The organism is Pseudoalteromonas sp. SCSIO 43210 (genome assembly GCF_054133285.1).
Window position 1 is genome coordinate 1,604,747 of record NZ_CP087225.1, and the last position, 26,946, is coordinate 1,631,692.

The following is a 26,946-nucleotide window of genomic DNA, read 5'->3' on the forward strand; positions in this document are numbered from 1 at the left end:
TGGGCGAGCTTGATTTTGATGATTTTAAAATTTTGCCGCTCGACGAGAACATCAGAACTAGTTTGTTGGGCAGATACAAAACCGATAATGTTGAAGTAGCACATAAATCGTCGCAACTGGCTTATGTGATTTATACCTCAGGTTCAACCGGACAGCCAAAAGGCGTTATGGTCACTCACCAAAACGTGGTCCGACTGGTTCATGGCAGCGGTGATTATGTGGGTATAAATGAGCCCCTTAAAGTTTTGGTAGCTGCGCCTATATCATTTGACGCTGCGACTTTTGAAATTTGGGTGCCATTGCTAAGTGGTGGTACTGCGGTATGTTATTCACACGAAAAAGTGGATATTGATCTGGTTAATCAAACGATTGCTGAGAATAAAGTCAATCTGGCATGGTTGACTGCACGTTTGTTTGATCTCTGGGTAGACAGCCCTCAAAGCGCCAATACATCACTTGAAACCATTATTACCGGTGGTGATGTGGTCTCCAGTAAGTCAGTGAAAAACTTGTATGACGCTAATCCTGATATCAGGGTAGTTAACGGTTATGGTCCTACAGAATGTGTAACTTTTGCTTGTTGTCATGTTATAGCACGTGATTTTGACCACAGGCAGTCGTTGTCTATCGGTCGCGCCATTGGCGACACTTTAGTGTATGTACTTTCAGATGACTTAAAAGAAATGCCGATCGGTGCGGTTGGCCAATTGTATATAGGTGGTGCCGCTGTAGCTCGAGGTTACCTGAATCAACCGGGCATGACAGAAGACAAGTTTGTAGCTGACCCATATTCTGCTGACCCAACTGGGCGTATGTATAAAACAGGCGACTTAGTGCGCTGGTTGCCAGAGGGGCTGTTGGAATATATTGACCGAGTTGACCATCAGGTGAAACTGAGAGGATTCCGTATTGAACTGGGCGAGATTGAGCACCAGCTGGTGACCTGTGCTGGTGTTAAAGATGCCGTTGTTATGGTGTGTCAGGATGAAGGTACAGAAATCAAACGTTTGGTTGCTTACGTTAACCCTGAGAGCAATGATGACGAGATTGAATATCGTGACTTGATTGCCGCCTATCGTACCTATCTGGATGGTAAACTGCCGGAGCATATGGTGCCGTCGGTGTTTGTAGTGATACCTGTTATGCCGTTGACGGTAAATGGTAAAATTGACCGTAAAGCCTTGCCTAAACCACAAGATTTTGATGTTGAACAGATTGAATACGTCGCGCCTTCTTATGAGGTAGAAGCGGTAATATGTGAAGCCTTCGAGCAAATTATTGGCATCAGCCAGGTTGGCATAGGAGATAACTTTTTTACCCTTGGTGGCGACTCTATTATGTCTATACGGGTGGTTTCCAAAGTCAATCAGGCATTTGAAAGCAGTGATCATGCGAACTTGACTGTTAAAGACATTTTTGTACACCAAACGGCTAAAGCATTGGCTCAGTACATGGTCGACAATGCAACAGATGACAAGCCTGTGCTTAAAGTTGCACCGTTCTCATTGCTTAACGATGCTGAGCGTGAAGAAATTGGAGAAGCCCAATTAGCGCTTTATGATGATGTTTACCCGATGTCTGAATTGCAGCTGGGCATGGTATTTCACACGCAATTGCAAAACAGCGGCGAGGTGTACCATGACATCTTCAGTTATCACATCAAGATGCCCTGGGATCAGAATACCTTCGAACGGGCAGTGCGTCTGATGTTCGAACAGCATCCTGTATTGCGTACCGCTTACTACATGGATGGCGATCGTCCATTGCAGCGTGTAAACAAACTTGAACAATTACCACTTGTCTGTGGTGATATACGTCATTTGTCTGAAAATGAACAGGATCAGTTTGTTTCCGACTGGCTGATTCAGGAAAGAAGTGTAGAGTTTGACTGGGATGGGTCGCTTTTTAAGTTGTTTGTTTACCGTCGCACTGAAGACAGCTTTGAATTCTGCCTGAGCTTCCACCATGCGGTTTATGATGGCTGGAGTAACTCAAGTTTTATCAGCCAGTTATTTATTCATTATCAGAACTCAATGGCAGGCAAAGCATTACCTGCACCGCAGACAGAATATGTGTTTCGTGATTTTGTTGCATTGGAACTGACTGCATTGGCCGATCCTGATGCGAAAAACTACTGGTTGTCGGTACTCGAAGATGCGCCGTTGAAGCAAATTCCGAACAAACTTAAAAGTAACAACCAGCATGAAGACCGCATTGACAAATTATATAATGTTCCAGGATTTTCGGATTTGTCTCAACAACTGTATACCGTAGCCAAGAAACTTGGCGAACCTTTACAGTCGGTATTGCTTAGCGCACATGCTAAGGTATTGACCAGCATGAGTGGTCATTCACAGGCGTTGTCGTCGGTAGTAGTTAATGGTCGACCTGAATATGAAGGTGGTGATCGCGGTCTGGGACTATTTTTGAACGCAATGCCAGTATGTTTTGATTTGGCTCCGGACAGCAGCTGGTCAGAGTTGGTGGCTTCGGTTGCCGAGCGCATGAGTACATCAATGGCTCATCGTCATTATCCATCATCGGCTATCCAAAGGGATACCGGACGTACATTCTCTGAGGTGATATTCAACTACACCCACTTCCACGCCTTTAGTGATATTGAAGTTGATTTGGATGAGCAGGTGCTGGGCTCGCAGGGCTTTGAACAAACCAACTACGATTTTGTGGTTAACTTTTCAAGAACTGCTATGGGCTCAGATAATTTGTCATTGTATATCAACTTTGACATGAATCGTTACGACGAAGCTTTGATCAAACGCATGGGTGGCTATTACATCAATGTATTCAAAGCGTTGCTGGCGGATGTTGACCAGCAGCACAATCCTTGCTATTTGCTTGGTAAAGCAGAACGTCAGACACTGGTTAACGATTGGAACGATACACAGGTCGATTACCCGCAACAAAGTAGTGTGCAACAGTTGTTTGAACAGCACGTAGTGCTTAGTCCCAACGCACCAGCGCTTGCTTTTGGTGAGTATCAGTTAACCTATAGTGAATTGAATGAACAAGCTAATCAGCTTGCCCATTGCCTTAAGGCAGAGGGGGTTGATACTAATACCTTGGTTGGTCTTTGTATGGCACGTTCGCAGCAAATTGTGATTGGTATGTTGGCGGTGCTTAAAGCTGGCGCAGCATACGTACCGATTGACCCGGAATTGCCACAGGAACGGATTGACTACATAGTTGAAGACTCCTCGATACAGTTGGTACTTACCGATGCGGTGTCAAAGTTTGAGACTTCGGTAACCGATTTGTCCATACTGTGTTTAGACGATGCAAAATTGAATGAATTGGTTAACTATCATAGCCATAATGTGGCTAACGATACGTTTAGCGAAAAACAACTGGCTTATGTAATTTATACCTCCGGGTCAACAGGTCAGCCTAAAGGGGTTATGGTCAATCATCAAAATATTGTTGGTTTGATCAGCGATCAGAACTATGTGTCTATCGCTTTGGGTGATGTGGTAGCACAGGCAGCCAGTACTTCTTTTGATGCGGCTACGTTTGAGATATGGGGGGCTTTATGTAATGGCGCAAAAGTCGCTTACATTGACAAAGATACGTTGTTGCAGGTCGACAAACTGGACGAGGCACTACAACGTGAATCTGTTTCAGTGATGTTTGTTACTACAGCATTGCTTAATCAGGCCGCTTTTCAGCGTCCGACATTGTTCAGCAAATTGAGTTGCTTGTTGTTCGGTGGTGAACAGGTTAACTATAGTGCAGTACAGCTTATCATTGACCATGGTAAACCGAAAAAACTGTTACACGTTTACGGTCCAACTGAAGCGACAACTTTCTCTACGTTTGCTGAGTTAAGCGGCAATTACACTGAAGGCAGTCGACAAATTACCATCGGTGCTCCTCTGGCTAATGTACAGGTTTATGTGATGGACCAGCACGCAACATTGTTGCCAGCAGGCGCAGTGGGGGAGTTGTTAATAGGTGGTCGTGGTGTTGCCAGAGGTTATCTCAGCCGTCAAGACTTGACAGACGAGAAGTTTATCATTAATCCGTTTAACGACGATCCGGCTGAGCGACTGTACAAAACAGGTGATCTGGTACGCTGGATGCCGGACGGTACATTAGACTTTATTGGTCGGGTTGACCATCAGGTCAAAGTACGTGGTTTTCGGATTGAACCAGGTGAAATTGAGCATCAATTAACCAGTATCAACGGTGTTAAAGAAGCGTTGGTTCTGGCATTGGAAGATTTGGCAGATATTGAGTCTCTGAATAAACGTCTTGTGGCTTATGTGGTGCCTGAAGCATTTGAACAACAGGGAGAAGGCAGTGGATTGGTCACGCATTACCGTAGTCATTTACAGACTAAACTACCAGAGCACATGATTCCATCGGCATTTGTGGTGCTAGATGTGATGCCACTGACAGTAAACGGAAAAATTGACCGCAAGTCACTGCCGTTACCTGAGTTTGATGATGTTGTAGCGTCTGATTGTGTAGAGCCAGTAACCGAGACTGAACGGAAATTGTGTGAAATATGGACTGAACTCTTGTCACTGAGAAAGGTAAGCACCGATGTATCGTTTTTTGAAATGGGCGGTCACTCGTTGATGATCACCAAGTTGACCTCCGTTATTACCAATGTGTTCTCGGTAAGACTGGAGTTGCGTGATATCTTCGAAAATCAGACCATTGTTATGCTCGCTAAGGTGATAGATGAGGCGGACAAGGTCGAACAGGTCAATATTGACATTGTATCTAGAGAGCAAAACCTGCCGCTGTCGTTTGCCCAGCAACGTATGTGGTTTGTTGACCAACTCGAAGGCAGTGCCCATTACAACCTGCAAAACGTGATGGTAGTTGGTGGTCATTTTGACCATGGCTGTTTCGAACGGGCATTGACCACACTGATTGAACGCCATGAGGTATTGTCTACTCGTTTTGAAGAGCACGAAGGTCAGGCCCGTCAGGTGATTTATCCAGCGGTACCGTTTGTACTTGAACAACAACTGATTAAAGATGAAACCCGCGAAGGCTGTTATGCCCAGGTTAAAACTCTTGCGGCCGTTGAAGCCAGAAGGCCATTTAATTTAAGCACTGATTTGATGCTGCGTGCCCGTATTCTGACATTGTCAGACAATCAAAATGGTGGTGAGGTTGAGCGCATTATGTTGTTGACCACACACCATATTGCTTTTGACGGGGTTTCTACCGCGATATTTACCCGTGAGCTGGGCGTGTTGTACGCCGCTTATCTTACCGGGCAAGATAACACATTGGCACCGTTGCCGGTGCAGTATGCTGATTATGCACAGTGGCAGCGCAACAGGTTAAGTGGTGACGTGTTGGAAGGGCATCTGGATTACTGGCGCAACTATCTTCACAACATACCATCAGTGCACCGTTTACCGCTGGATAATCCAAGACCACAAAAACAGACCTATGTCGGCGCAGAGCATCGTTGCCGTCTGAATGGCGAATTGACAGAGCAGATCAATGATTTTTGTCAACGCCATGACGTAACCCTGTTTATGTTCTTGCAAACGGCGTTCTCGGTTTTGTTGTCCCGTTACAGTAATGAGACCGATATTATTATTGGCACACCGATAGCAGGTCGTACCCAACAGGATACCGCTGAATTGATTGGTTTCTTTGTCAATACTTTGGTGTTGCGCAATAACTTATCGGGTAATCCTACCTTCACCTCGCTGTTGGCTGAAAATAAGCAGAACCTGCTGGATGCCTTTACTCATCAGCATATTCCGTTTGATATGCTGGTTGATGAACTCAGGCCTCAGCGCAGTTTCAGTCACAACGAGCTGTATCAGGTGGTGTTGGCAGTACAAAATTTTGAACAAGCCCCACTTGAACTGTCGGGTTTGACCATTAAACCATTCCAGCATGAAGACAACCAGTTGACGCCGGACTATGAGTTGGGCCTGCACGTTACCGAGCTGGAAAATGAGCTGGAACTGGTCTGGACATGCAGCACGGCCGTATTTGAACAACAAACCTTATTGCGCTTTGCCGATAGTCTGCAAACTTTGATACACGGTATTATACAAGCCCCGGAAACGGAAATAATGGTATTGCCAATTACCCAGGAATATCTACAGGACGAAGAGGTTGATGCGCTTTTACTTGAACCGGATATTAATAACCTAGATGAGGAAGCAATGAACGATTTATTCGCACAGTTAGAAGACATGTCTGAGGCAGATATCGAATCTGCGCTGGCAAATAAGGAAGAATGATAATGAGTGACAAGATTAACACCAACAAAGCCGAACAGTTTAAACAGCAATTGGCAAAACTTAACCCGCAGCAAAGGGCACTGCTACAGAAAAAACTTACAGCCAACACTGCTAAAAGTGAAGCGTCTCTCTGTCTTCATCAGCGTGTTGAAGCCAAGGCACAACAACACGGACAAGAAACAGCCGTCGTGTTTGATGATGACAGTTTAAGTTATGCTGAACTTAACGAACAGGCCAATAAAGTTGCTCATTATTTACTGGAGCAAGGAGTTAAAGCTGACACTGTAGTGGGCATATGTATTGAGTATATTTCAGCCACACTTGGTGATCGGGTTATCGCCATGCTGGGGGTGCTTAAGGCCGGTGGTGCATGGGTGATGATTGACCCTGAGTGGGATGAAGATCGCATTGACCATATCGTTGAGCACAGCGGCATTAACTTGTTATTGACTCAAAGCGAGTTGTTGTCAGACGAGTCGTTTGAAATGCTCAAAATGTTGCCGATGGACAACGATATTAGAACACGCCTGTTGGGTCGTTATTCTGAGCAAAATCCTGACAGCAAAACTTTGGGTCATACTACGGGGCAGCTGGCGTATGTCAGTTATGCCGATGCCTCTACCGCCACTGAAGGAGTAATGACCAGCCATAGAAATATTGCCGCATTGTTAAACGACAGTCAGTTTGTCAGTATTGCTCAAAAAGATGTGGTTGGACAGTTGATCAATCCGGCATTGTCATTGGCCACCTTTGAAATTTTGGCTGCCCTTTGCAGTGGTGCCAAACTGGTTGCTATTCAGAGTAATATCTGCGCATTGGCAAAACAACTTAAAACTGAGTCCGTATCACTGCTTGCTGTTAGCGCAGCGATGTTTAACCGTATCGCCGATGAGCAAGCTGATGCGTTTGCCACTTTGCGTTATTTGCTGGTTAGCGGCGAGCCAAAAGCGCAAGCACTGGCACAGGTTAATGCCAATGGCAAACCGCAAAATCTGCTTGGTATTTATGGCTCGTCGGAAACGTGTGGTATATCTACGTTTGTTAAACTTACAAGTGATATCGGCAAAAATCTTGGTGATGGACTTGCGGGTGTTAAAATTTATGTACTTGATGAGTACGGTGCCCAATCACCGACAGGTGTGGTTGGTGAGTTGCATATCGGTGGCCCTATTGTAGGTCGTGGTTACTGGCAGAACCAGACGCTGACTGATGAGCGTTTTATCAACAATCCGTTTGCCAAAACTGCCGGACAACAGTTGTTCAAAACAGGTGATTTGGTACGTCGAATGGCGGATGCTAGCTTGGTTTTCGTCGGTAAACTGGCCAATCAAATCAAGGTTGACGGGTTGACCTTTAACCTTGCTGAAGTGGCCGATGCCTTGATAGAACATCCACAGTTGACCGATGCCCGAGTTGTGGTCACAGGTGATGAATCAAAAATGGCAGCTTATGTGGTTGCCGAACAAATGCCTGAAGTTGAACAAGATTTCATCAACGAATTAAACCGCTGGTTAAGCGGTCGCATTGAAAAAGCTATGGTACCTGTGGGATACAAAATAATGTCCGCATTGCCGCTCAATGAAAACGATGATGTCAATCACTCAAGCTTGCCAGAGCCTATTTGGTTTGACGAGTGCGAATTTGTGCCGCCGACGACCGAGCTTGAGATCAAACTAGCCACCATATGGCAAGAGCTGTTGAGTGTTGAAAAGGTTAGTTTGAATGATAATTTTTTTAGCCTCGGCGGCAACTCGCTGACCGCAATACGTCTTGAAGTTGAAATAATGGTGCATTTCAATGTCAAAGTGACCATTATGGAGCTGTTTGAAGCGGCAGATATCGTCTCACAGGTTAAGTTGATTGAAACTGGTGAAAAGAAAAACGAAATTCCCCAGATAGTGCCTGTGGCGCGTGATGGTAAACCTTTACCGTTGTCGTTTGCCCAGCAAAGGCTATGGTTTATTGACCAGTTTGAAGGCGCGGGCAACCAATATAATATGCCGCTTGGCCTAAAGCTGTCAGGGCAATTAAATGTCGATGCACTTAAAAAATCACTTAATGACATCATTGTACGTCACGAAGTCTTGCGTACGGTTTATCTGACCAGTGAAGCTGGTGTTGCGCATCAACAAGTGCTGGATGCAGATAATGGTCTTGAACTGGTTGAAGTGGACTTTAGTGCTGTTGAAGCCGGTTTGGCACAGGAACAAGTTCAAGCCTATACCAGGATAGAAGCAGAAAAGCCGTTTGATTTGGCTAATGATTTAATGATCAGGGCTTGTCTGCTCAAAGAAGCGGATGAAGAGCATACGTTGCTGATTACCATGCATCACATTGCTACAGACGGCTGGTCACTAGGAGTATTCATCTATGAATTGGGTGCTATGTATAATGCTCACATTGATGGCAGACACAATATGTTGCAACCGATGGAAATTCAATACGCCGATTTTGCCAGCTGGCAGCGTGAGTGGCAGGGTAAAGATTTTCTTGCCCAGCAAATGGATTTTTGGCAAAAGCGACTTGAAGACTTGCCGCAGGTACACAGTGTACCATTGGATAAAACCAGACCTAAGCAGCAGACCTTTGCTGGTGCCGTTCATTGTCAGCAGCTGGACAAAAATCTCAATGACCAGCTCAATCAGTTGAGTCTTGATAACGACTCAACTTTATTTATGACCTTGCAGTTAGCTTTTGCACTTTTGGTATCGCGTTATTCAAATGAAACCGATATCGTGATGGGCACCCCAGTGGCAAACCGCACCCAGACTGAGGTTTCATCGCTGATTGGCTTTTTTGTTAACACCTTGGTATTACGCAATGACTTATCGGGGGATCCGAGTTTTGTTGAGTGTTTGCAGCGTTCAAAAACGGCCACTCTTGAAGCGTTTGATCATCAACACGTACCTTTTGAAATGCTTGTTGAGAAACACCAACAAGTACGTAACCTCTGCCACAGTCCATTATTCCAGCTGGTATTTATCTTGCAGAACAACCAAATGGAAGAATTGACCCTGTCGGGTTTGAACCTCAAACCAGTTGAACAGCAACACAGTGTTGCCAAGTTTGATTTAAGCTTAAGCATGCAGGAATCTGAGCAGGGTTTGACGGCAAGCTGGGAATACAATACCGACTTGTTTGAAGCAGTTACCATTGAACGCATGGCGCAAAGTTTTGCTCTGTTGCTTGAAGGCATTATCGCTGCGCCTCACAGTAAAATCATTGACCTGCCGTTGCAATCTGATGTCGAGCAACAACAGTTGTTGGCAAGCGGCAATGGTACCATTAGTGATTATCCTACGGATCTGTGTATTCATCAGATGTTTGAGCGTCAAGCTCAAGCAACGCCTTACAATAAGGCGGTGGTTTTTTCCGGTCACTCATTGACATATCGTCAGTTAAACGAGCGAGCCAATCAGGTAGCTCATTATTTGATCGAAAATGGTATCAAACCAGATATGCCTGTAGGTATTTGTGCTGATCGCTCACTTGACACTATGGTTGGTGTATTGGGCATCTTGAAAGCTGGTGGTGCTTATGTGCCACTTGACCCGAATTATCCTGTGGCTCGCATTGAACATATGCTCAGTGACAGTGGTGCAACCATGGTATTGACTCAGCCTGAAGTGTTGAAACGTACGTCTATTGACGCTGATATCTCAGTATTTATTGGCAATACCAGTATCTTGGGCCTGTATCCGACAACATCACCGGATGTGGCTGAGACTATGGTTAAACCGTCCAATCTGGCTTATGTGATTTACACTTCGGGATCTACCGGATTGCCCAAAGGCGTTATGGTTGAACATCAGGGCGCGGTTAGTCTGTCTTGCGATCAACGGGCAAGATTTGGTGTTGACAGTAACAGTCGTGTGATCCAGTTCGCTTCTATGAGTTTCGACGCGGCAACCTGGGAATGGTTGATGGCATTGCTTAACGGTGCCGAGTTGCATATCTGTACAGACTTGCAAAAGCAAACACCTGTGTTATTGCAAGACTACATGGTTGAGTCAAAAATCACTCACGCTACCCTACCACCAGCATTGTTGCCGCATATGGATGTTACTAAGCCATACAGCTTGAAAAGTCTGGTGGTTGCCGGTGAAGCCTGTGATGAGCAACTTGCTCAATTGTGGGGCTCACACTATCCAATGTTTAACGCCTATGGCCCTACTGAAACTACAGTTTGTGCCAGTATTGCACCGGTTGTTGTTAATGCACCACTGACCATTGGAAAGGCAATCAGTAATACCCGTTTGTATGTACTTGACAAAAAACAACGTCCGGTACCAAAAGGTGTTGTAGGGGAATTGTATGTTGCAGGCATAAGTGTTGCGCGTGGTTATATTAACCAGCCTGAAATGATGGGATCGTGCTTTATCGCTGATCCTTATGGAACAAACCCGTCTATCCGCTGTTATCGAACGGGCGATTTGGTTCGTATAGGTGCAGACGGCAATTTGGTATTTATTGGCAGAGTCGATGAACAAATCAAGATCAGGGGGTTCAGGATTGAACCGGGTGAGATCTCCAACGTATTAACTTTGCATGAAAACATCAGCGAGTCTTTGGTCGCTGTCAGCGGCGAAGGTTCAGACAAACAATTGATTGCCTATCTGGTTGCATACAAAAAAGTCGAAGATGAACAAGTCTTGATCAGCGACATGCGTCAATGGCTGGCCAATCGTATCCCAGAATATATGCAGCCTACTTCTTATATAGTGCTTGATACCTTCCCATTGACTGTTAACGGTAAAGTAAACCGTAAAGCATTGCCATTGGCGGTTATTGCAAAAATCGGCTACGTTGCACCTGCTAACGAAATTGAACAACAACTGACGGATATCTGGAGTGAGTTGTTATCAATTGAAAACATTTCAACCAACGCATCGTTTTTTGAACTCGGTGGTCACTCTTTGCTGGTAACCCGTTTGGTCAGTGCCATCAAGCACGCCTTGTCAGTGGAATTAAGTGTTCGTCAGATTTTCGACAATCAGACTATTATAATGCAGGCTAAAGTGATAGCAACCGCTGAAACGGTAAAGAAAAATAACATCTCGGTGGTTTCTCGCGACCAGAATTTGCAATTATCATTTGCCCAGCAGCGCTTGTGGTTTGTTGACAAATTGCAGAGCAGCAGTCATTACAATATGCCAACCCTGTTGTCGTTTGAAGGAGGAGTGGATCATCTTAGCTTCGAACGGGCGCTGGGCACCATTGTGGCCCGTCATGAAGTATTGCGTACCAATTTTTTTGAACAAGACGGGCAGGCTTTTCAACGGATACGAGAGGCACAGGATTTTATCCTTGAACAGACTTCATTGATCTATTTATCGGCGGATGAACAACAGCTTGAAGTAAATCGTTTGGTGCGTCATGAGTCAGAGCATGCGTTTGACTTAGGAAATGATCTGATGCTGCGGGCACAACTGTTGACACTGGATGAGCAACATCATCTGTTGTTGATCACAACCCATCATATTGCCTTTGATGGCTGGTCGATGGGTGTTTTCACCCGGGAGCTTAATGCTTTGTACAGTGCTTATGTTGCAGGTCAAGACAACCCATTGACAATGCCAGCCATCCAGTACGCCGATTTTGCCCAGTGGCAACGCAACTGGTTGCAAGGTGAGGTGCAGCAAAGCCAGCTTGATTACTGGCGTACGCACCTTGGTGGTATCCAGCCAGTGCACAGTTTGCCGCTGGACAAAGCACGTCCTGAGGTTCAGTCCTTCGTTGGTGTTACCTGCGTTAGTCACTTTGATCCGGTATTAACCGAACAGGTCAGGGCAATTTGCAAAGATAACGATGTGACCATGTTCATGTTCCTGCAAACTGCATTCTCGGTATTGATTGCGCGTTACAGCAACGACACCGATGTAGTTATGGGCACACCAATTGCTGGTCGTGCCCAGCAGGAAGTCGAACCTTTAATCGGTTTTTTCCTTAACAACCTGGTACTGCGCTGTAACCTCCACGGTAACCCTGATTTTGAACAACTGCTGGCCAGTAACAAGCAAAGCATTATTGATGCATACAGCCATCAGTATATTCCGTTTGAAATGCTGGTTGATGAACTTAACCCTGAACGTAACTTCAACCACAACGCCTTATATCAAATTGTCTTTGCGCTGCAAAATTTTGAACAGGGTGAACTTGACTTGTCAGGGTTGACGTTTAAGCCTTATCAAACAGAAGATGCAGATATAAGCGTTGATTACGAATTGGGTCTGCATGTGACCGAGCTTGCTGATGAATTGATGCTTGAATGGACTTGCAACACCTCAGTATTCCTGCCGGAAACTTTGCAGCGCTTTGCCGATGGTCTTAAAGAATTGGTCAAAGCTATCGTTGATATGCCAACACAGAAGGTTCAGGCGCTGCCTATCCTCGACCAGTCACAGCGTAAAACCCTGTTGACTGATTGGAATGACACCCAGAGGGATTATCCGTACGATAGTGGCATCCATCAATTGGTTGAGCAGCAGGTCGCTGTAAATCCGCAAAGCACAGCGATAATCTTTGAGGGTGAAACTCTTAGCTATCAAACGCTTAATGAACAGGCTAACCAGGTCGCCCATTACCTTCTTGAACAAGGTGTGAAGCCGGGGACTTTGATTGGTCTTTGCATGGAATCTTCCATTGATCTGGTGGTGGGTATGCTAGCGATACTTAAAGCGGGTGGTGCCTATGTGCCGATTGCCCCGAATTTACCTGAAGAACGAATTGATTACCTTGTCGAAGATGCGGAAATCAGCTGGGTATTGGCCCAGGACGAGCTGATTGAAGATATGCCGTTTGAAGACTTACGTGTTTTGGCACTTGATTCCAGAATCTGGCAGCGCGTTCGCGGCAAATACAGTATCGAAAATCCGGATTGTTTTGCCAATGCGTCCTGTGCAAATGAATTAGCGTATGTAATTTACACATCAGGTTCAACCGGTCAGCCTAAAGGCGTAATGGTTAATCACCATAACGTGGTGGGCTTAGTGCGTGATCAGCATTATGTTGAGATTGGCGTACAAGACGTGGTTGCCCATGCTGCTACACCGGCTTTTGATGCGGCGACCTTTGAGATTTGGGGGGCTTTGTGTAATGGTGCAAGTGTGGCGTACATTGACAAAGATACGCTACTTAACCCCGAGGCGCTGGAGCAAAAACTGATAGATGATTCTGTGTCAGTAATGTTTCTGACCACAGCACTTGTGAATCAGGTGGCTTATGAGCGCCCTGCCTTGCTCAGACATTTAAGCTGTTTATTGTTTGGTGGTGAGCAGGTTAACTACGAGGCTGTACAGCGCATTTTAGATAATGGTAAACCGACTAAATTGCTCCATGTATATGGCCCAACAGAAACTACAACCTTCGCAACTTATGCAGAGCTTACCGGTAATTACAAAGCAGATGGCCGTTTGATCTCAATCGGTGGACCGCTGTCAAACGTTCAAACCTACGTGCTTGATGAGTATGGTCAATTGTCAGCGATGGGTGCGGTTGGTGAGCTGTACATTGGTGGGCGTGGTGTTTCCCGTGGTTACTTGAATCAGGCCGAACTGACGGATGAGCGTTTTATTGCTAACCCGTTTGCTGAGCAGACAGGATCTCTGTACAGAACCGGTGATCAGGTACGCTGGTTACCGACAGGAGAGCTTGAATTTGTAGGCCGTGTTGACCATCAGGTTAAAGTACGCGGATTCCGTATAGAACTGGGCGAGATTGAGCACCAGCTTACCAGCTTTCCAGATGTTAAAGAATCTGTAGTCATTGTGCATGAGCAAAGCAATGACGGCGCATCACCGACCAAGCAATTGGCAGGGTATGTGGCTGGTACAGATTTACCACAAGATGATGAAGGCAAAAAATCATTGATAGAAAGGTTGCGTAACCACTTGCATGCAAAACTGCCTGAGCACATGGTGCCGTCAGTATTTGTTGTGCTTGAAAGCATGCCTTTGACCACTAATGGAAAAATTGACCGTAAAGCCTTACCGGAACCTAAGATAAGCGAAGTGGAGCTGACCAGTTATGTCGCGCCTCGAAACGATATCGAACAGGTTTTGTGTGACGTATGGAAGGATGTTTTGGCCATAGAAAAAGTGGGCATCAATGACAACTTCTTTAACTTAGGCGGTGACTCTATTTTGTCGATTCGTATTGTATCTAAAGTGAACGAGTTGCATAACGGTGATGGCAGTATCAGCGTTAAGGATATTTTCAAATATCAGACGGTAGAAAAGTTGGCTACCTATATTGAAACTGGTGGTGATAACGAAATATCCAATATCCAAGTTGAACCATTCTCAATGCTGAGCAAACAAGAGCGCGAAGCTCTGGGTGATGACAAGGTGCTTTATGAAGATGTTTATCCTATGTCTGAATTGCAAACGGGTATGGTCTTCCATTCGCAATTGCAAAGCGACAGTGAAGATTATCATAATATCTTTAGCATACAGGTTAAAACTAGATGGGATCACGACTGTTTTGTCAAAGCCATGTCTTATTTATTCGCCTGTCACCCGGCACTGCGCACTGGCTTTTATTTAGACGGTGAAAGACCGTTGCAAAGAATCTATAAAACCGTAGATTTACCGCTGACGTTCAAAGATATTAGTGACATGAGCGAAACCGAACAAAATCAACATATTGTTGACTGGGTAGAGCTTGAAAAAACTATTAGCTTTAATTGGACAGGGCCATTGTTCAAGGTGTTTGTTCACAAACGCTCTAAGCAAAGTATCCAATTTGGACTTAAATTCCACCACGGCATGATTGATGGCTGGAGTGATTCAATGTTTGTCAGCCAGTTGTTTATTCATTATCAGACGCTTCTGGCTGGCAATACATTGCCTGAAGCTGTGCAGGAATTTGTGTTTCGTGACTTTGTTGCCCAGGAAATACAAATCCTGAAAAACCCGAAAGCTAAAATTTACTGGCAATCGATGCTTGAAGAAGCGCTGATGCAGCAGATACCGTGCAAATCTGTTGTTGAGCAACATCGCAGCCGAGTGAAAAAGGAATACGGTGTAGATGCCTTTTTTGAGTTGTCAGGCTTGGTGTTGCAACTGGCTAAAGATCAGGGTGTACCGGTACAATCAGTATTGCTGGCGACGCACAGTAAAGTATTGTCTATGCTTAGCGGCGAGTCACATGCACTGACATCCATTGTTGTCAACGGACGTCCTGAGTATGAAGGTGGTGATAAAGGCATTGGTTTGTTTTTGAACTCAATTCCAGTTTGCTTTGAATTGGCCGAGGGAAGCTGGGCTGATCTGATTCAATCGGTAGGAAACCGAATGACAGACACTATGGCCTATCGTCATTATCCGTCATCTGCGATACAGCGTGATACCGGTCGTTCATTTGCTGAGGTTGTGTTTAACTACACTCATTTCCACGCGTATGAAGATTTGGCAGATCAGTCTGATATGGAGTTCAGCGATGGTCAGGGCTTTGGTCAAACCAACTTTGACTTTACGATTAACTTCTCGCGAGCCATTGGTCTGGACAAACTTAAATTGACCATCACCTTTGATGAAGATATGTATGACAGCGCTTTGATTGAACAGATAGGCGAATATTATGTTAATGCATTCAACGCAATGTTGGCTGATATAGAACAGTCACATAATCGTTGTGACATGTTGATTCATAATCAAAGCAGTAAGTTGTTATGTCAATATAACGATACTAAAAAGCAGTATCCTAGTGATTGTGGTATCCATCAGTTGTTTGAAGATCAGGTGAAAAATCATCCGAATACAACAGCGTTAGTGTTTGAACAGTATACGTTGAGCTATGGTGAGCTTAACCAAAAAGCTAACCAAGTTGCGTATTACTTACAGGAACTAGGCATAAAACCAAACACCTTGATTGCATTATGTATGACTCGTTCTTTAGATATGTTCATTGGCATATTGGGTATACTTAAAGCAGGTTGTGCCTATGTGCCTATAGACATGGATTCACCACAGGAACGTATCAACTATTTACTTGAAGACAGTAATGTTAACTGGATATTGACTCAAAATTCACTTGCTAATAAATTGAACACAAGTGTACAAAACGTCTGTATGGACAGTGAGCAAGTGCAACAGGAATTAGCTGCTTGCCCAAGTGACAATATTGATTTGTTAGAATTATCGAATCAATTGGCGTATGTGATATACACCTCAGGTTCAACAGGATTGCCAAAAGGTGTAATGATTGAGCATCAGGGGCTGTGCAATTTTGCTACCAGATTAGTCAATGAATTTGATATCAATACCCAAAGTCGTGTATTGCAGTTTGCTTCAATTGCGTTTGATGCTTCTATTTATGAGTGGACCATGGCGTTATGTGGCGGTGGCCAGTTGTATTTGCCATCGGCTCAAACGACCAAATCGCTCGATGATTTGGGCGCAATGGTTCAAAATAATATATTGACCCATATGATTTTAACTCCAGCATTATTGCCGCAGCTCAATATTAACCAGTTTACCTCGGTGACACATCTGATGGTTGGCGGCGAAGCTTGTTCGCGAGAAACAGCTCAGTTATGGAGTCAGAATCGTAGATTTTACAATGCATATGGCCCTACAGAATGCACGATAATGGCTAGTATTGGCACCTTTGAAACTGGTCAAACGAACCTGCATTTGGGTAAACCAATAGACAATGTTCAAATGTATGTAGTTAATCAGGGGGTGCAATTGTTACCAGAGGGTGTAGTTGGTGAACTGCTTATCGGTGGTGTTGGTTTAGCTAGGGGTTACTTGAACCGAGCTGAATTGACGCAAGAGAAGTTTGTTAATAACCCGTTTACCGATGAGCATTCGACCCGCTTATACAAAACAGGCGACATGGTGCGCTGGTTGCCTGACGGTAACCTGGAGTTTGTCGGCCGTATTGATACCCAGGTAAAATTGCGCGGTTTACGTATAGAACTAGGTGAGATTGAACATCAATTGCACCAGTGTAATGGCATTAAAGATGCCGTTGTTGTAGCTCGTAATGAAGGGATTGACAAACAACTAGTAGCCTATCTTGTACATGAAAAAAACGGTAGCGATGAGGAAAAAGCACTGCTGTTGGCACAATGTCGCAGTAAACTGCAAGTCGAACTGCCACTGTTTATGATGCCCTCTGTGTTTGTCTGGCTGGATTCAATGCCACTGACTTTAAGTTGCAAAATTAACTACAAAGCTTTGCCTGCTCCTGAATTGGCACAGACGTTGGAAAATACTTATGTGGCACCGGAAAACGAAACAGAGCATAAGTTGACTAAAATTTGGCAGGAAACGCTGGATAAAAAGGTTATCAGTGTTGAAGATCAATTCTTCATGATTGGCGGTCATTCGTTGCTGGCAATGAAACTAGTAGCAAAAATTAAAGTTGAGTTTAGTGTCGAGATTGCCCTGTTTGAGTTAATGCACGCCCAAACCATTCGCAGTCAGGCAGAACTGATTTTTCGCGGTGGGGAGGGTAAGGTATTTGATTTGCTTGTCGAAATTCAGTGCGGTGATACGGATAGTAACAATGTGCCAATTTATATGGTGCCGGGCTTTGCAGGATACAGTCATATCTTCTCAGAACTGGCAAGCAATCTTGGTAAGCAGCAAAGTGTTTATGCTTTTAACCCGTCAGGTCTTGACGGAAAAAGTGAGGTTCACTGTAGCGTTGAAGCGGCGGCAGAACATTACGTTGAGCGACTATTGCAACATCAAAATGAAGGGCCTTATGTATTGCTGGGCTATTCAATGGGGGCCGCTGTTGCCTTTGAAATGGTTAAATTGTTGCAAACTAAATTCCATCAACCAGCACAGCTTATTGTCTTAGATGGTTATGCCGAATACAAAAGTATAGACGAGCAGAACATATCGGTACTGGATGACTCGTTGGAGGAAGATTTCGGAGATTCTAGCTGGACCGAGGGTATGGAAGCTGTGATAAAAGCACAGAGTAAATGGTCATACCACAGCGATTCGTATCAGCTTGATGATTTGTTGGTACTTCAATCTGCCGATTGTGATATTCATCTTGGGAATCAATGGCAGAAATACGTAGCTGATACTGTTAATCATCATATGTTAGAAGGCGGGCATCAAAGTATTTTGCAAGCACCGTGTGTCACCGATGTAGCATATAAAATTATTGAACACAGAACATTAACGCAGATTGAGCCCCTGTACATCGAATCGTTATAAATTTAATACCATTCGCATTAAATAAGTGATCAATATGCAATGAGGATGAACACTTATTTAGTGCGATTGGTATAACTATCTAATTTAACAATTAAAATATAATAAAAAAGGTAAAAGCAATGTATTATTTAAAAGAGCAGGTCTATTTCGAACCTTTATTTAACAACTGGTATGCATGGCCATACTTGTTGCCGCCTGTACAGGGCGCAAGACATTTAGTGCATACGCATACTCGAATTATGAAATCGTTTGTTAATAATGCACATTTGCACATTATGGCCAATCAGGAACCAGGCATGTCGGGTTCTGATTTCTTGGCCTGTAGCGAAGACCAAATAGAAGATATTAGAGCGTTGATCGAATTCTCTAAAAACGAATGTTCTGATTTGGTTGCATTGTCTGCGGCAGTTAGCGAGCTTGACGAATTGATCCGGGCGCACAAGACTGGTGAGTCTATTGAATATCTATATGAACAACTTCCGGACGCCCTAAAAGGCTATATAGAACTGTTTTTTGATATGGAACACAATCCGTCTTATCGATTGCTTGAAGGATTGCTGTACAAGAGTGATTACTATAAGCCACAGCTACAAACGGTAGCTTTTGGTTTGGTATCAGATACCAACCAACGGCCATTTGTATTTAGTACACCACGCTTGGTAGATGATGCTCATATTCATATTGATCTCAATTTCACTTCGCCGATACTCGATAGAATATCAAAAGCTCGTCAGCATCCATTAAGTGCGCAAGAATTGGATGAATTATTTGCTCAGTGCAAATGTCGAGGGGGGTTGACCAAAGAAGATTTATTTACTACTGAGTCACCGAAAAATCAATACAAGCCAGTCACCGATGGTATTCGATTAGAATATACGGGCCACGCCGGATTCTTAATTGAAACTAAAGATATTAGTATCCTGATTGACCCTGTAATAGCCTCAGTTCACGAATCTTATATTGGAGATGTGTTTAGTTTCAATCAGCTGCCGGATAAAATAGATTACATATGTTTGACTCATTCACATCAAGATCATGTAAATTTAGAAACCTTATTACAATTACGCCATAAGACAGACACTCTGATCGTTCCAAAAAATAATGGTGGAATGTTAGCTGATCCTTCGCTGAAGTTGATGTTGCAGCAGCTGAACTTCAAAGTGATGGAAGTTGAAGATATGGAAGAAATAGCCTTACCAGGTGGAAAAATTATAGCTTTGCCATTTTTAGGCGAACATGGTGATTTGAACATTAGATCAAAAGCCGCTTGGTTTATTGAGCTGTACGGTAAGAAGTTTTTTTTGGGTGCAGATTCAGCCAACCTTGATCCAAACATGTATCGTCATATTCAAAAAGCGGTCGGCGATGTTGATATACTTGCCATTGGCATGGAATGTGTTGGTGCACCTTATACCTGGATGTATGGCGCATTACATACAAAAAAGGTCAGCAAGCAAATTAAAAACTCACGTCGCCTGAATGGTTGTGACTCTAAGCTTGGTTTCGGCATGGTTGAAATCTTCAAACCAAAAGAAGTTTATATTTATGCGCTGGGTCTTGAACCTTGGTTTAACTACTTTATGGGGCTTGATTATAATGACGACTCCGAACAAATTATTCAGTCAAATAAGATGCTTCAGTTATGTCATGATACCGATATAAAATGTGAAAAAATGTTTGGTAGGAAGACTATAAATTTATAACTCAAATTTCGGAGTTAATTTTTGGCCAATAAAAGTGGACGTTTCTTCATTCTAGGGCTTCTTGTCGTAAGTTGAAGCGATCCATTTTTTGCATACATGTTAAAAAAGCGACAATCGTTTCTTCAATTTTTAACACGCTTGGTTTTTCAATATTTGTTAAGTTTTATCTTTGCTTTATTGGTGCCACCATTTGAAACCCAATAGTCACCGTATATCTTGGTGTGATTCTCTTTTGAAATGGCGTTTTTATATTGCTATTAGGAGGAGAACATCCCACCAGGTTAATTAACCTGAGATCTGCTTAAGAAGACTCTTTTTCTAGATCGACATTAATTCAAACTCACTCGGTGATAATTTAATCTGAGCGAGTTTAATTCCCCGCCGCTTGCGGCGTAAAGTTTTTTGAACTTAACGCTATAAGATACCTCTCTTCGTGTAGCGAATTTGAGCCAAAGCGAAAAGCCTTGGCGTGCGGTAATTCATTACATGGCTTTTGTTTTTAAGCAATAAGCCACTATGCCTGAAATGACATTCAACATAAAACGGCCTCATTACGATGTCGACTATGTTCTATTTGTGAAATGTTTTTGAGATGATCATTTATCATCTTAATAATGTATCTCTTTGATAACATAGCCCTATCAAATACAGACATTGTTTGGTAATTCCCCCATTTTTAATGGAGGCTATCTGTAGAATTTCCGTTGTTTAACTTTTCCAGTTTTTGTATGGGTGTTATGCCACCTATGCGCATATTAGGGCGTTCATTATTATAAGTCCATAACCAATCGGTTGCTTTATCTTGTAACTCACTAATATCATTGTGTAGTGGTACAGTGATTTTGGCCACCCATTAAGAAAGAAATGTTATGCTAATAAGCATACAAATTTGGGTGAAAAAATGACGAAATTAAAACGCGCAACATATTCAGCGGCAATTAAATTAGAAACGGCTCAGCTTGTAGTAGACCAAGGTTATACGCAAGAAGACGCAGCAAAAGCTATGGGGGTGGGTAAATCAACCGTAAGTAAGTGGGTTACTCAATTAAAGCTAGAACGCAATGGTCAGTCACCATCAGCGTCACCAATGACGCCCGAACAAATTGAAATCCGCGAACTTAAAAAGCAAATCCAACGCATTGAATTAGAAAAGGATATATTAAAAAAGGCTACCGCTCTCTTGATGTCCGACTCCCTGAACAATTCTCGTTAATCGAGAAGTTAAATCAACGAGAGCGTTATCCAATTAGTCTGCTGTGTAGCGTATTCAATGTGCATCGCAGCAGCTATAAGTACTGGGCCATACGGGATACAGCGCCGACACCTGAGCAAGCAAGATTAGAGGCTGAAGTAAAAGCAATACATGCGATGAGTGGTGGTTCAGCAGGGGCACGGACAATCGCAGCGATAGCAACGAACAATGATTTTGAATTGAGCCGTTATCGTGCAGCTAAGCTAATGGTTAAATTAAAGCTCGAAAGCTGCCAAGTACCTCAACATTCATATAAACGTGGTGGTAATGAACACCTTGAAATCCCAAACCTGCTTGATAGACAGTTTGATGTTGTTGAGCCGGATACCGTGTGGTGCGGTGATGTGACGTATATTTGGACAGGCAATCGCTGGGCTTATTTAGCCGTGGTTATTGATTTATTTGCACGCAAAGTGGTTGGCTGGGCAATGTCGTTGTCACCAGATACTAATTTAACGCTAAAAGCGCTTGAACTCGCATATGAAAGCAGAGGGAAACCGACAGGACTCATGTTCCATTCAGACCAAGGTAGCCATTATACAAGTTTAAAATATCGCCAACGTTTATGGCGCTATAAAATCACACAAAGTATGAGTAGACGTGGAAATTGTTGGGATAATGCGCCAATGGAGCGGTTTTTTAGAAGCTTTAAGACGGAATGGATGCCAAAGATTGGATATGGAAACTTTATAGACGCTAAATATAGCGTAAGTGATTACATAAATGGATATTACAACAATGTTAGGCCGCATCATTGTAATGCCGGTTTAGCGCCAAATGAATCTGAGGTTAGATATCAAGATTCTAAAACTGTGGCCAAAATTAGTTGACCACTACAGTTTAATACCTTGAAGAAAGTTTTGCGCATCTCCGTCTAAAATATATCGCGATTTATTTCGAACTGAACAGCTAAACTGCATATAGCTATTCCATGAGTCAAAACTCATAACTTTCCCTTATGTATAATATCTTTATCGGAGGACGCTTTTCCTATTTTAGCGTAAAAATATCCTTATTTCATGGGGCTTATATTAATAAAAAATAGTGTAAATTATTGCCAGCTATAAATATTACGCTTACTGTAGCTTACATAAACATGTGGAACAGATGAAAGAATCCACTTATTCTTACTAAGTTAATGATGACAGACCTGAATGACCGGTTATCGCTCTTATTCGCCTTTAACTTAAATCAAATCATTTCAACACCCTTTAATATATTTCATGTGCATTTTATAACCAAGAAGTGCTAGGTTAGTGGTAAATTAATTGAAGGAAATAATTATGAAATTAGAGTCATTAGCACTGCACCACGGTTACGAATCTGAGGCTACGACCAAATCGGCAGCCGTGCCTATTTATCACACTTCTTCTTATACATTTGACAATACGCAGCATGGTGCTGATTTATTCGATTTAAAAGTACCTGGAAATATTTACACCCGCATAATGAACCCAACCAATGCCGTACTTGAACAACGTATTGCCGCGATGGAAGGGGGCATTGGTGGGCTGGCTGTTGCCTCTGGGATGGCTGCTATTACGTATTCTATTCAATGTTTGTGTGAAGTCGGTACTAATATTGTAAGCACCAGCCAAGTATATGGTGGCACGTATAACTTATTTGCACATACCTTACCTAGGCAAGGTATTGAAGCACGCATGATTAAAGCCGATGACTTTACCGCGTTCGAGAATGCAATTGACGAGAACACCCGCGCTGTTTTTTGTGAATCTATTGGTAATCCGGCAGGTAATATTGTTGATATTGAACGTTTAGCACGTATTGCACACAGCAAAGGTGTGCCGCTTATTGTTGATAATACCGTGGCTACGCCGTATTTATGCCGCCCATTTGAGCTGGGCGCCGATATAGTGGTTCACTCACTTACAAAGTATATAAACGGGCACGGTACTGCCATTGGCGGCATGATTGTCGACTCAGGAAAATTTGATTGGAAAGCGAATGCCACGCGTTTTGCAATGATGAACGAGCCTGATCCGTCGTATCATAATGTGGTTTATACCGAAGCCTTTGCTGAAGCTGCATTTATTGGACGTTGTAGAGTAGTGCCACTTAGAAATACTGGCGCAGCGCTTGCGCCTAAAAACGCATCTGACATTTTAATTGGCCTTGAAACCTTAGGCTTAAGAATGGATCGCCACTGCGAAAATGCACAGTATCTGGCTGAGTATTTAGAAAACCATCCAAAAGTGCTTTGGGTTAACTACGCAGGGCTTAAATCAAGCCCGTATAACGCAATGAGTCAAAAAATTACCAGTGGTAAAGCATCGGGTATTTTAAGTTTTGGTATTGCTGGTGGCCTAGAAGCAGGTACTCGTTTTATTGATGCGCTAAACATGATTTTACGCTTAGTTAATATTGGCGATGCCAAGTCCCTTGCGTGTCATCCTGCGTCAACCACACACCGCCAATTAAATGATGAAGAGCTTGCTAATGCGGGCGTAAGTCGCGATTTAATTCGTTTGTCAGTCGGTATTGAAAACATTGCAGACATAATTACTGATGTAAGCCAAGCGCTCGATAAAGCATAACGTTAATTTATAGCCTCGGGATATTGAGGCTTTTAGCTCCATTACGCTTTTGAGATATCGGCTCGTGGTGTTTCTAAAATCGCTTTTTTTTCATCTTCAGATAATATTATCCAATCAAATATTTCCTCGTTGGTACGCCCACAACCGGTGCAGTAACCGCTGCGCCTTTCGCATATTCCTAGGCAATCAGTTTTAAATTTAGACGGTTTTTTGTTTTGATTTAATTGGCGCATATTAAAGTCCTAACGGTGGTGCAATTTCAAAGCGAGTAGTGAACCCATTACCTTCTTGATTAGTTGAGAGTGTAATCACTGGGGTTTTAGTATCAAGTACAAAGGTGCTGTAAATTGAACTTGCTGTTTCTTTTTGACTTTCAAACCAACCTGTTTTGGTTAAGCATTGGCGTAATTGCTTAGCCAGTTTTTGATGAGACTTTACGGTTTGCGTTTGTGTATTAACAGGTGTTTGGCATTGGTAGCTTGCTTGCTCTGACTTATTTAAAGTAACTGTACAGTTTGCTCCAATCATATGAGAATTAGTACGCCATTGATTAGTAAACTGGTTATTTACTTTATCTGTTTTTATTGGATTAAAACCAGACTCAAAACCATTTATTAGGTTATTAATGGTGCTGCATTCATCGAGTATTACTGTGGTTTTTACAGACTGCTTCGTTGTAGTAGTGGTTGCTGTAGTTGTAGTCTGATTAGTTTTGCTGGTACAGCCCGCTAAAATAAATACGACAACTAAAACAAATGCGACGAAGGAAGGAGTAATATAGTTTTTCATAGTTCACAGTAACCGATTAATTGAGCCTCGCACTATACCATACATAATTTACTCAACTAAAAGCGAAAAACAAAAAGGCCCATAAAATATGGGCCTTTTGTAATTTGCTTTAGCAAGTGCTATTTATGGCGACCTTGCAAGCATTTAATTACATCTTCAAGGGCTAAGCCTTGGCGTTGTAGCAATACAGTCAGATGATAAATTAAATCAGCAGATTCGTTTGTTAGCTCATCGTTATCGTGTTTCATAGCGGCAAGGGCAACTTCTACGCCTTCTTCACCTACTTTTTGACAGCTACGGCTTAAGTCTTTAGCAAACAATGAAGCGGTGTAGCTTTTTGATGGGTCGTCGTTTTTACGCTCAACAATCACATCTTCTAATTGCGCTAAAAAGCTCAGGCTTGGTTTTGCATCATCGCCAAAGCAGCTTTGTGTGCCTAAGTGGCACGTTGGGCCTTCTGGGTTAGCAAGTACTAAAATTGAGTCGTAGTCACAATCGGTATGCACAGATACTACGTTTAAGTAGTTTTCTGATGACTCGCCTTTAGTCCATAAACGCGATTTTGAACGCGAGTAAAACGTTACCTTATTAGTATCAAGGGTAACAGCGAGTGCTTCGCTGTTCATAAAGCCTTGCATTAAAATAACACCCGAGCGGGCATCTTGAATAATAGCAGGGATCATGTCACTTTTAGCGAAATCGACTTGAGCTTGGTTTTGTTGTGTTACTTGCATAATCTTGCTGCCACTTGGTTATCTGTTAAAAATTGTTTTAGTTCGCCAATGTTAATCACATTTTTATGAAAAACGCTGGCGGCTAGTGCACCATCTACTTTGCTTTGTTTAAATACATCAACAAAATCTTGCATACTACCTGCACCGCCAGAGGCGATTAAAGGAATGTCACATAGCTCGCGAATTTTACTTAGTTGTTCGTTATCGTAACCGTTACGAACGCCATCTTGGTTCATACAGTTTAATACAATTTCGCCTGCGCCTAAGTCTTGTACGCGTTTAACCCATTCTTGTGTTTTATAGCGCGTACGGCTTGATGCATTAGGATCGCCGGTTAATTGATACACTAAATACTCGCCAGTAATTTCATCAAAAAAGCTGTCAATGCCGACTACAACACATTGCTTACCAAACTCATCGTGTAATTCTTTAATAAGTTCAGGGCGCGCAATAGCAGGGCTGTTGATGCTTATTTTATCAGCACCGCGTTCTAAAACACGCGCTGCATCAGCCACTGATTTAATACCGCCCGCTACACAAAATGGAATATCGATATTTCGTGCAATACTTTCTACCCAATTTACATCAAGTAGGCGTTTTTCAACGCTTGCACTGATTTCGTAAAAAACCAGTTCATCGGCGCCAGCTTCGCTGTAGGCTTTAGCCATTGTTAAAATATCGCCAACAACTTCATGGCCTTTAAACTTAACGCCTTTAACTACTTGGCCGTCTTTAACGTCTAAACACGGGATTATGCGTTTTGATAACATGCCAGTGCCTCCTCAACGCTAAATGCGCCATCAAGCAATGATTTACCTAAAATAACGCCGCCAACACCGAGCTCTTTAAGCTTTTTAATGTCATCTAGTGAGCTTACGCCCCCTGAGGCTTGCACTTTAATTGTGCTGTTATGGCGAGTTAAATCTTCATATAATTCAAACGATGGGCCCGTCATAGTGCCATCTTTACTGATGTCCGTGCATAAAAAATCGATAACACCTAAGCCTACATAAAAATCTACCAGCTCAAGTAAACCAAACTCAGATTCACTTAACCAACCGTGTGTTGCTGGCGCCCAGCCCGTGGCTGTTTTATTTACATCAAGGGCAATTACAAAATGCTCTGCGCCAAATTGCTCAATCCAGGCTTTTACTTGTTCGCGTTTTTCTACTGCCATTGAACCAATAACAACTTGGTTTGCACCGGCTTTTAGCCAATCACTTACATCTTGCTCTGAGCGAATACCGCCGCCCACTTGGTACGGTACGTTAAGTGCTTTGGTTGCAGCTTGAATATGTTTCCACTGTTTTTTACTTGGATCGCGTGCACCTTCTAAATCTACAAGGTGTAGTTTACCTGCGCCACTGTCGGCGTATTCTTTTAAACGCGCGCCAAGTTCGAAAGGGTAAAACTGTGCTGTGTCGTATTTACCTTGGTACAAGCGCACAATTTGATTTTGTAATACGTCTAATGCTGGAATAATCACAAA

10 protein-coding genes and 1 pseudogene (1 of these 11 running past the window's edge) are annotated in these 26,946 nt (G+C 43.1%); 5 read left to right on the top strand and 6 right to left on the bottom strand.

Going from position 1 to position 26,946, the window contains the following annotated elements:
• The 3 genes from LOS73_RS06960 to LOS73_RS06970 form a co-directional block, all read left to right on the top strand.
• Positions 1-6,242, top strand: partial view of a non-ribosomal peptide synthase/polyketide synthase gene (locus tag LOS73_RS06960; protein ID WP_457934728.1) — the end only. It extends 21,436 nt beyond the left edge of the window; the window shows 6,242 of its 27,678 coding nt (coding positions 21,437-27,678); its start codon lies beyond the left edge, outside the window; it ends in the stop codon at positions 6,240-6,242.
• Between the two features lie 2 nt (positions 6,243-6,244).
• On the top strand, positions 6,245-18,424 hold the full coding sequence (locus tag LOS73_RS06965) for an amino acid adenylation domain-containing protein (protein ID WP_457934729.1): 12,180 nt from the start codon (positions 6,245-6,247) through the stop codon (positions 18,422-18,424).
• 119 nt (positions 18,425-18,543) lie between these two features.
• Positions 18,544-20,127 (top strand): MBL fold metallo-hydrolase, encoded by a 1,584-nt coding sequence (locus LOS73_RS06970; protein WP_457934730.1) that lies wholly within the window; start codon positions 18,544-18,546, stop codon positions 20,125-20,127.
• 482 nt (positions 20,128-20,609) lie between these two features.
• Here the strand turns inward: LOS73_RS06970 and LOS73_RS06975 are convergent.
• Positions 20,610-20,782: pseudogene (locus LOS73_RS06975) on the bottom strand (transposase); the annotation flags it as partial.
• Between the two features lie 246 nt (positions 20,783-21,028).
• Between LOS73_RS06975 and LOS73_RS06980 the strand changes: the two are divergent.
• Positions 21,029-22,209, top strand: a protein-coding gene (locus LOS73_RS06980) for an IS3 family transposase (protein WP_457934731.1) whose coding sequence is annotated in 2 segments (ribosomal slippage) — positions 21,029-21,287 and positions 21,287-22,209 — 1,182 coding nt in all. Because the reading frame shifts where the segments join, the coding sequence is not laid out codon by codon here.
• Positions 22,210-22,662: 453 nt separating this feature from the next.
• The gene (locus LOS73_RS06985; protein WP_457934732.1) at positions 22,663-23,934 is read left to right on the top strand and encodes an O-acetylhomoserine aminocarboxypropyltransferase/cysteine synthase family protein; all 1,272 of its coding nucleotides are present in this window, start codon (positions 22,663-22,665) and stop codon (positions 23,932-23,934) included.
• Between the two features lie 41 nt (positions 23,935-23,975).
• Here LOS73_RS06985 and LOS73_RS06990 read toward each other — a convergent pair whose 3' ends face one another.
• The 5 genes from LOS73_RS06990 to LOS73_RS07010 all read right to left on the bottom strand — a co-directional run bounded on the left by LOS73_RS06990 (position 23,976) and on the right by LOS73_RS07010 (position 26,943).
• Positions 23,976-24,167: a DUF1289 domain-containing protein gene (locus LOS73_RS06990; protein ID WP_149592920.1), complete on the bottom strand. Its 192-nt coding sequence runs from the start codon at positions 24,165-24,167 to the stop codon at positions 23,976-23,978.
• A 1-nt stretch (position 24,168) separates the two neighbouring features.
• Positions 24,169-24,723 carry a hypothetical protein gene (locus LOS73_RS06995; protein WP_457934733.1) on the bottom strand — a complete coding sequence of 185 codons (555 nt, stop codon included), beginning with the start codon at positions 24,721-24,723 and terminating at the stop codon, positions 24,169-24,171.
• Positions 24,724-24,842: 119 nt separating this feature from the next.
• Complete coding sequence (hisIE, locus tag LOS73_RS07000) at positions 24,843-25,457, bottom strand: bifunctional phosphoribosyl-AMP cyclohydrolase/phosphoribosyl-ATP diphosphatase HisIE (RefSeq protein ID WP_457934734.1); 615 nt, start codon at positions 25,455-25,457, stop codon at positions 24,843-24,845.
• Positions 25,448-26,227, bottom strand: coding sequence for an imidazole glycerol phosphate synthase subunit HisF (hisF, locus tag LOS73_RS07005; RefSeq protein WP_007376298.1), 780 nt, complete (start codon positions 26,225-26,227; stop codon positions 25,448-25,450). Before hisF ends, hisIE begins: the two co-directional genes overlap by 10 nt.
• Entirely contained in the window at positions 26,209-26,943 is a 735-nt protein-coding gene (locus tag LOS73_RS07010; protein ID WP_010552951.1) for a 1-(5-phosphoribosyl)-5-[(5-phosphoribosylamino)methylideneamino] imidazole-4-carboxamide isomerase, read from the bottom strand. The genes hisF and LOS73_RS07010 overlap by 19 nt, the downstream gene beginning before the upstream one ends.
• Positions 26,944-26,946: the final 3 nt, after the last annotated feature.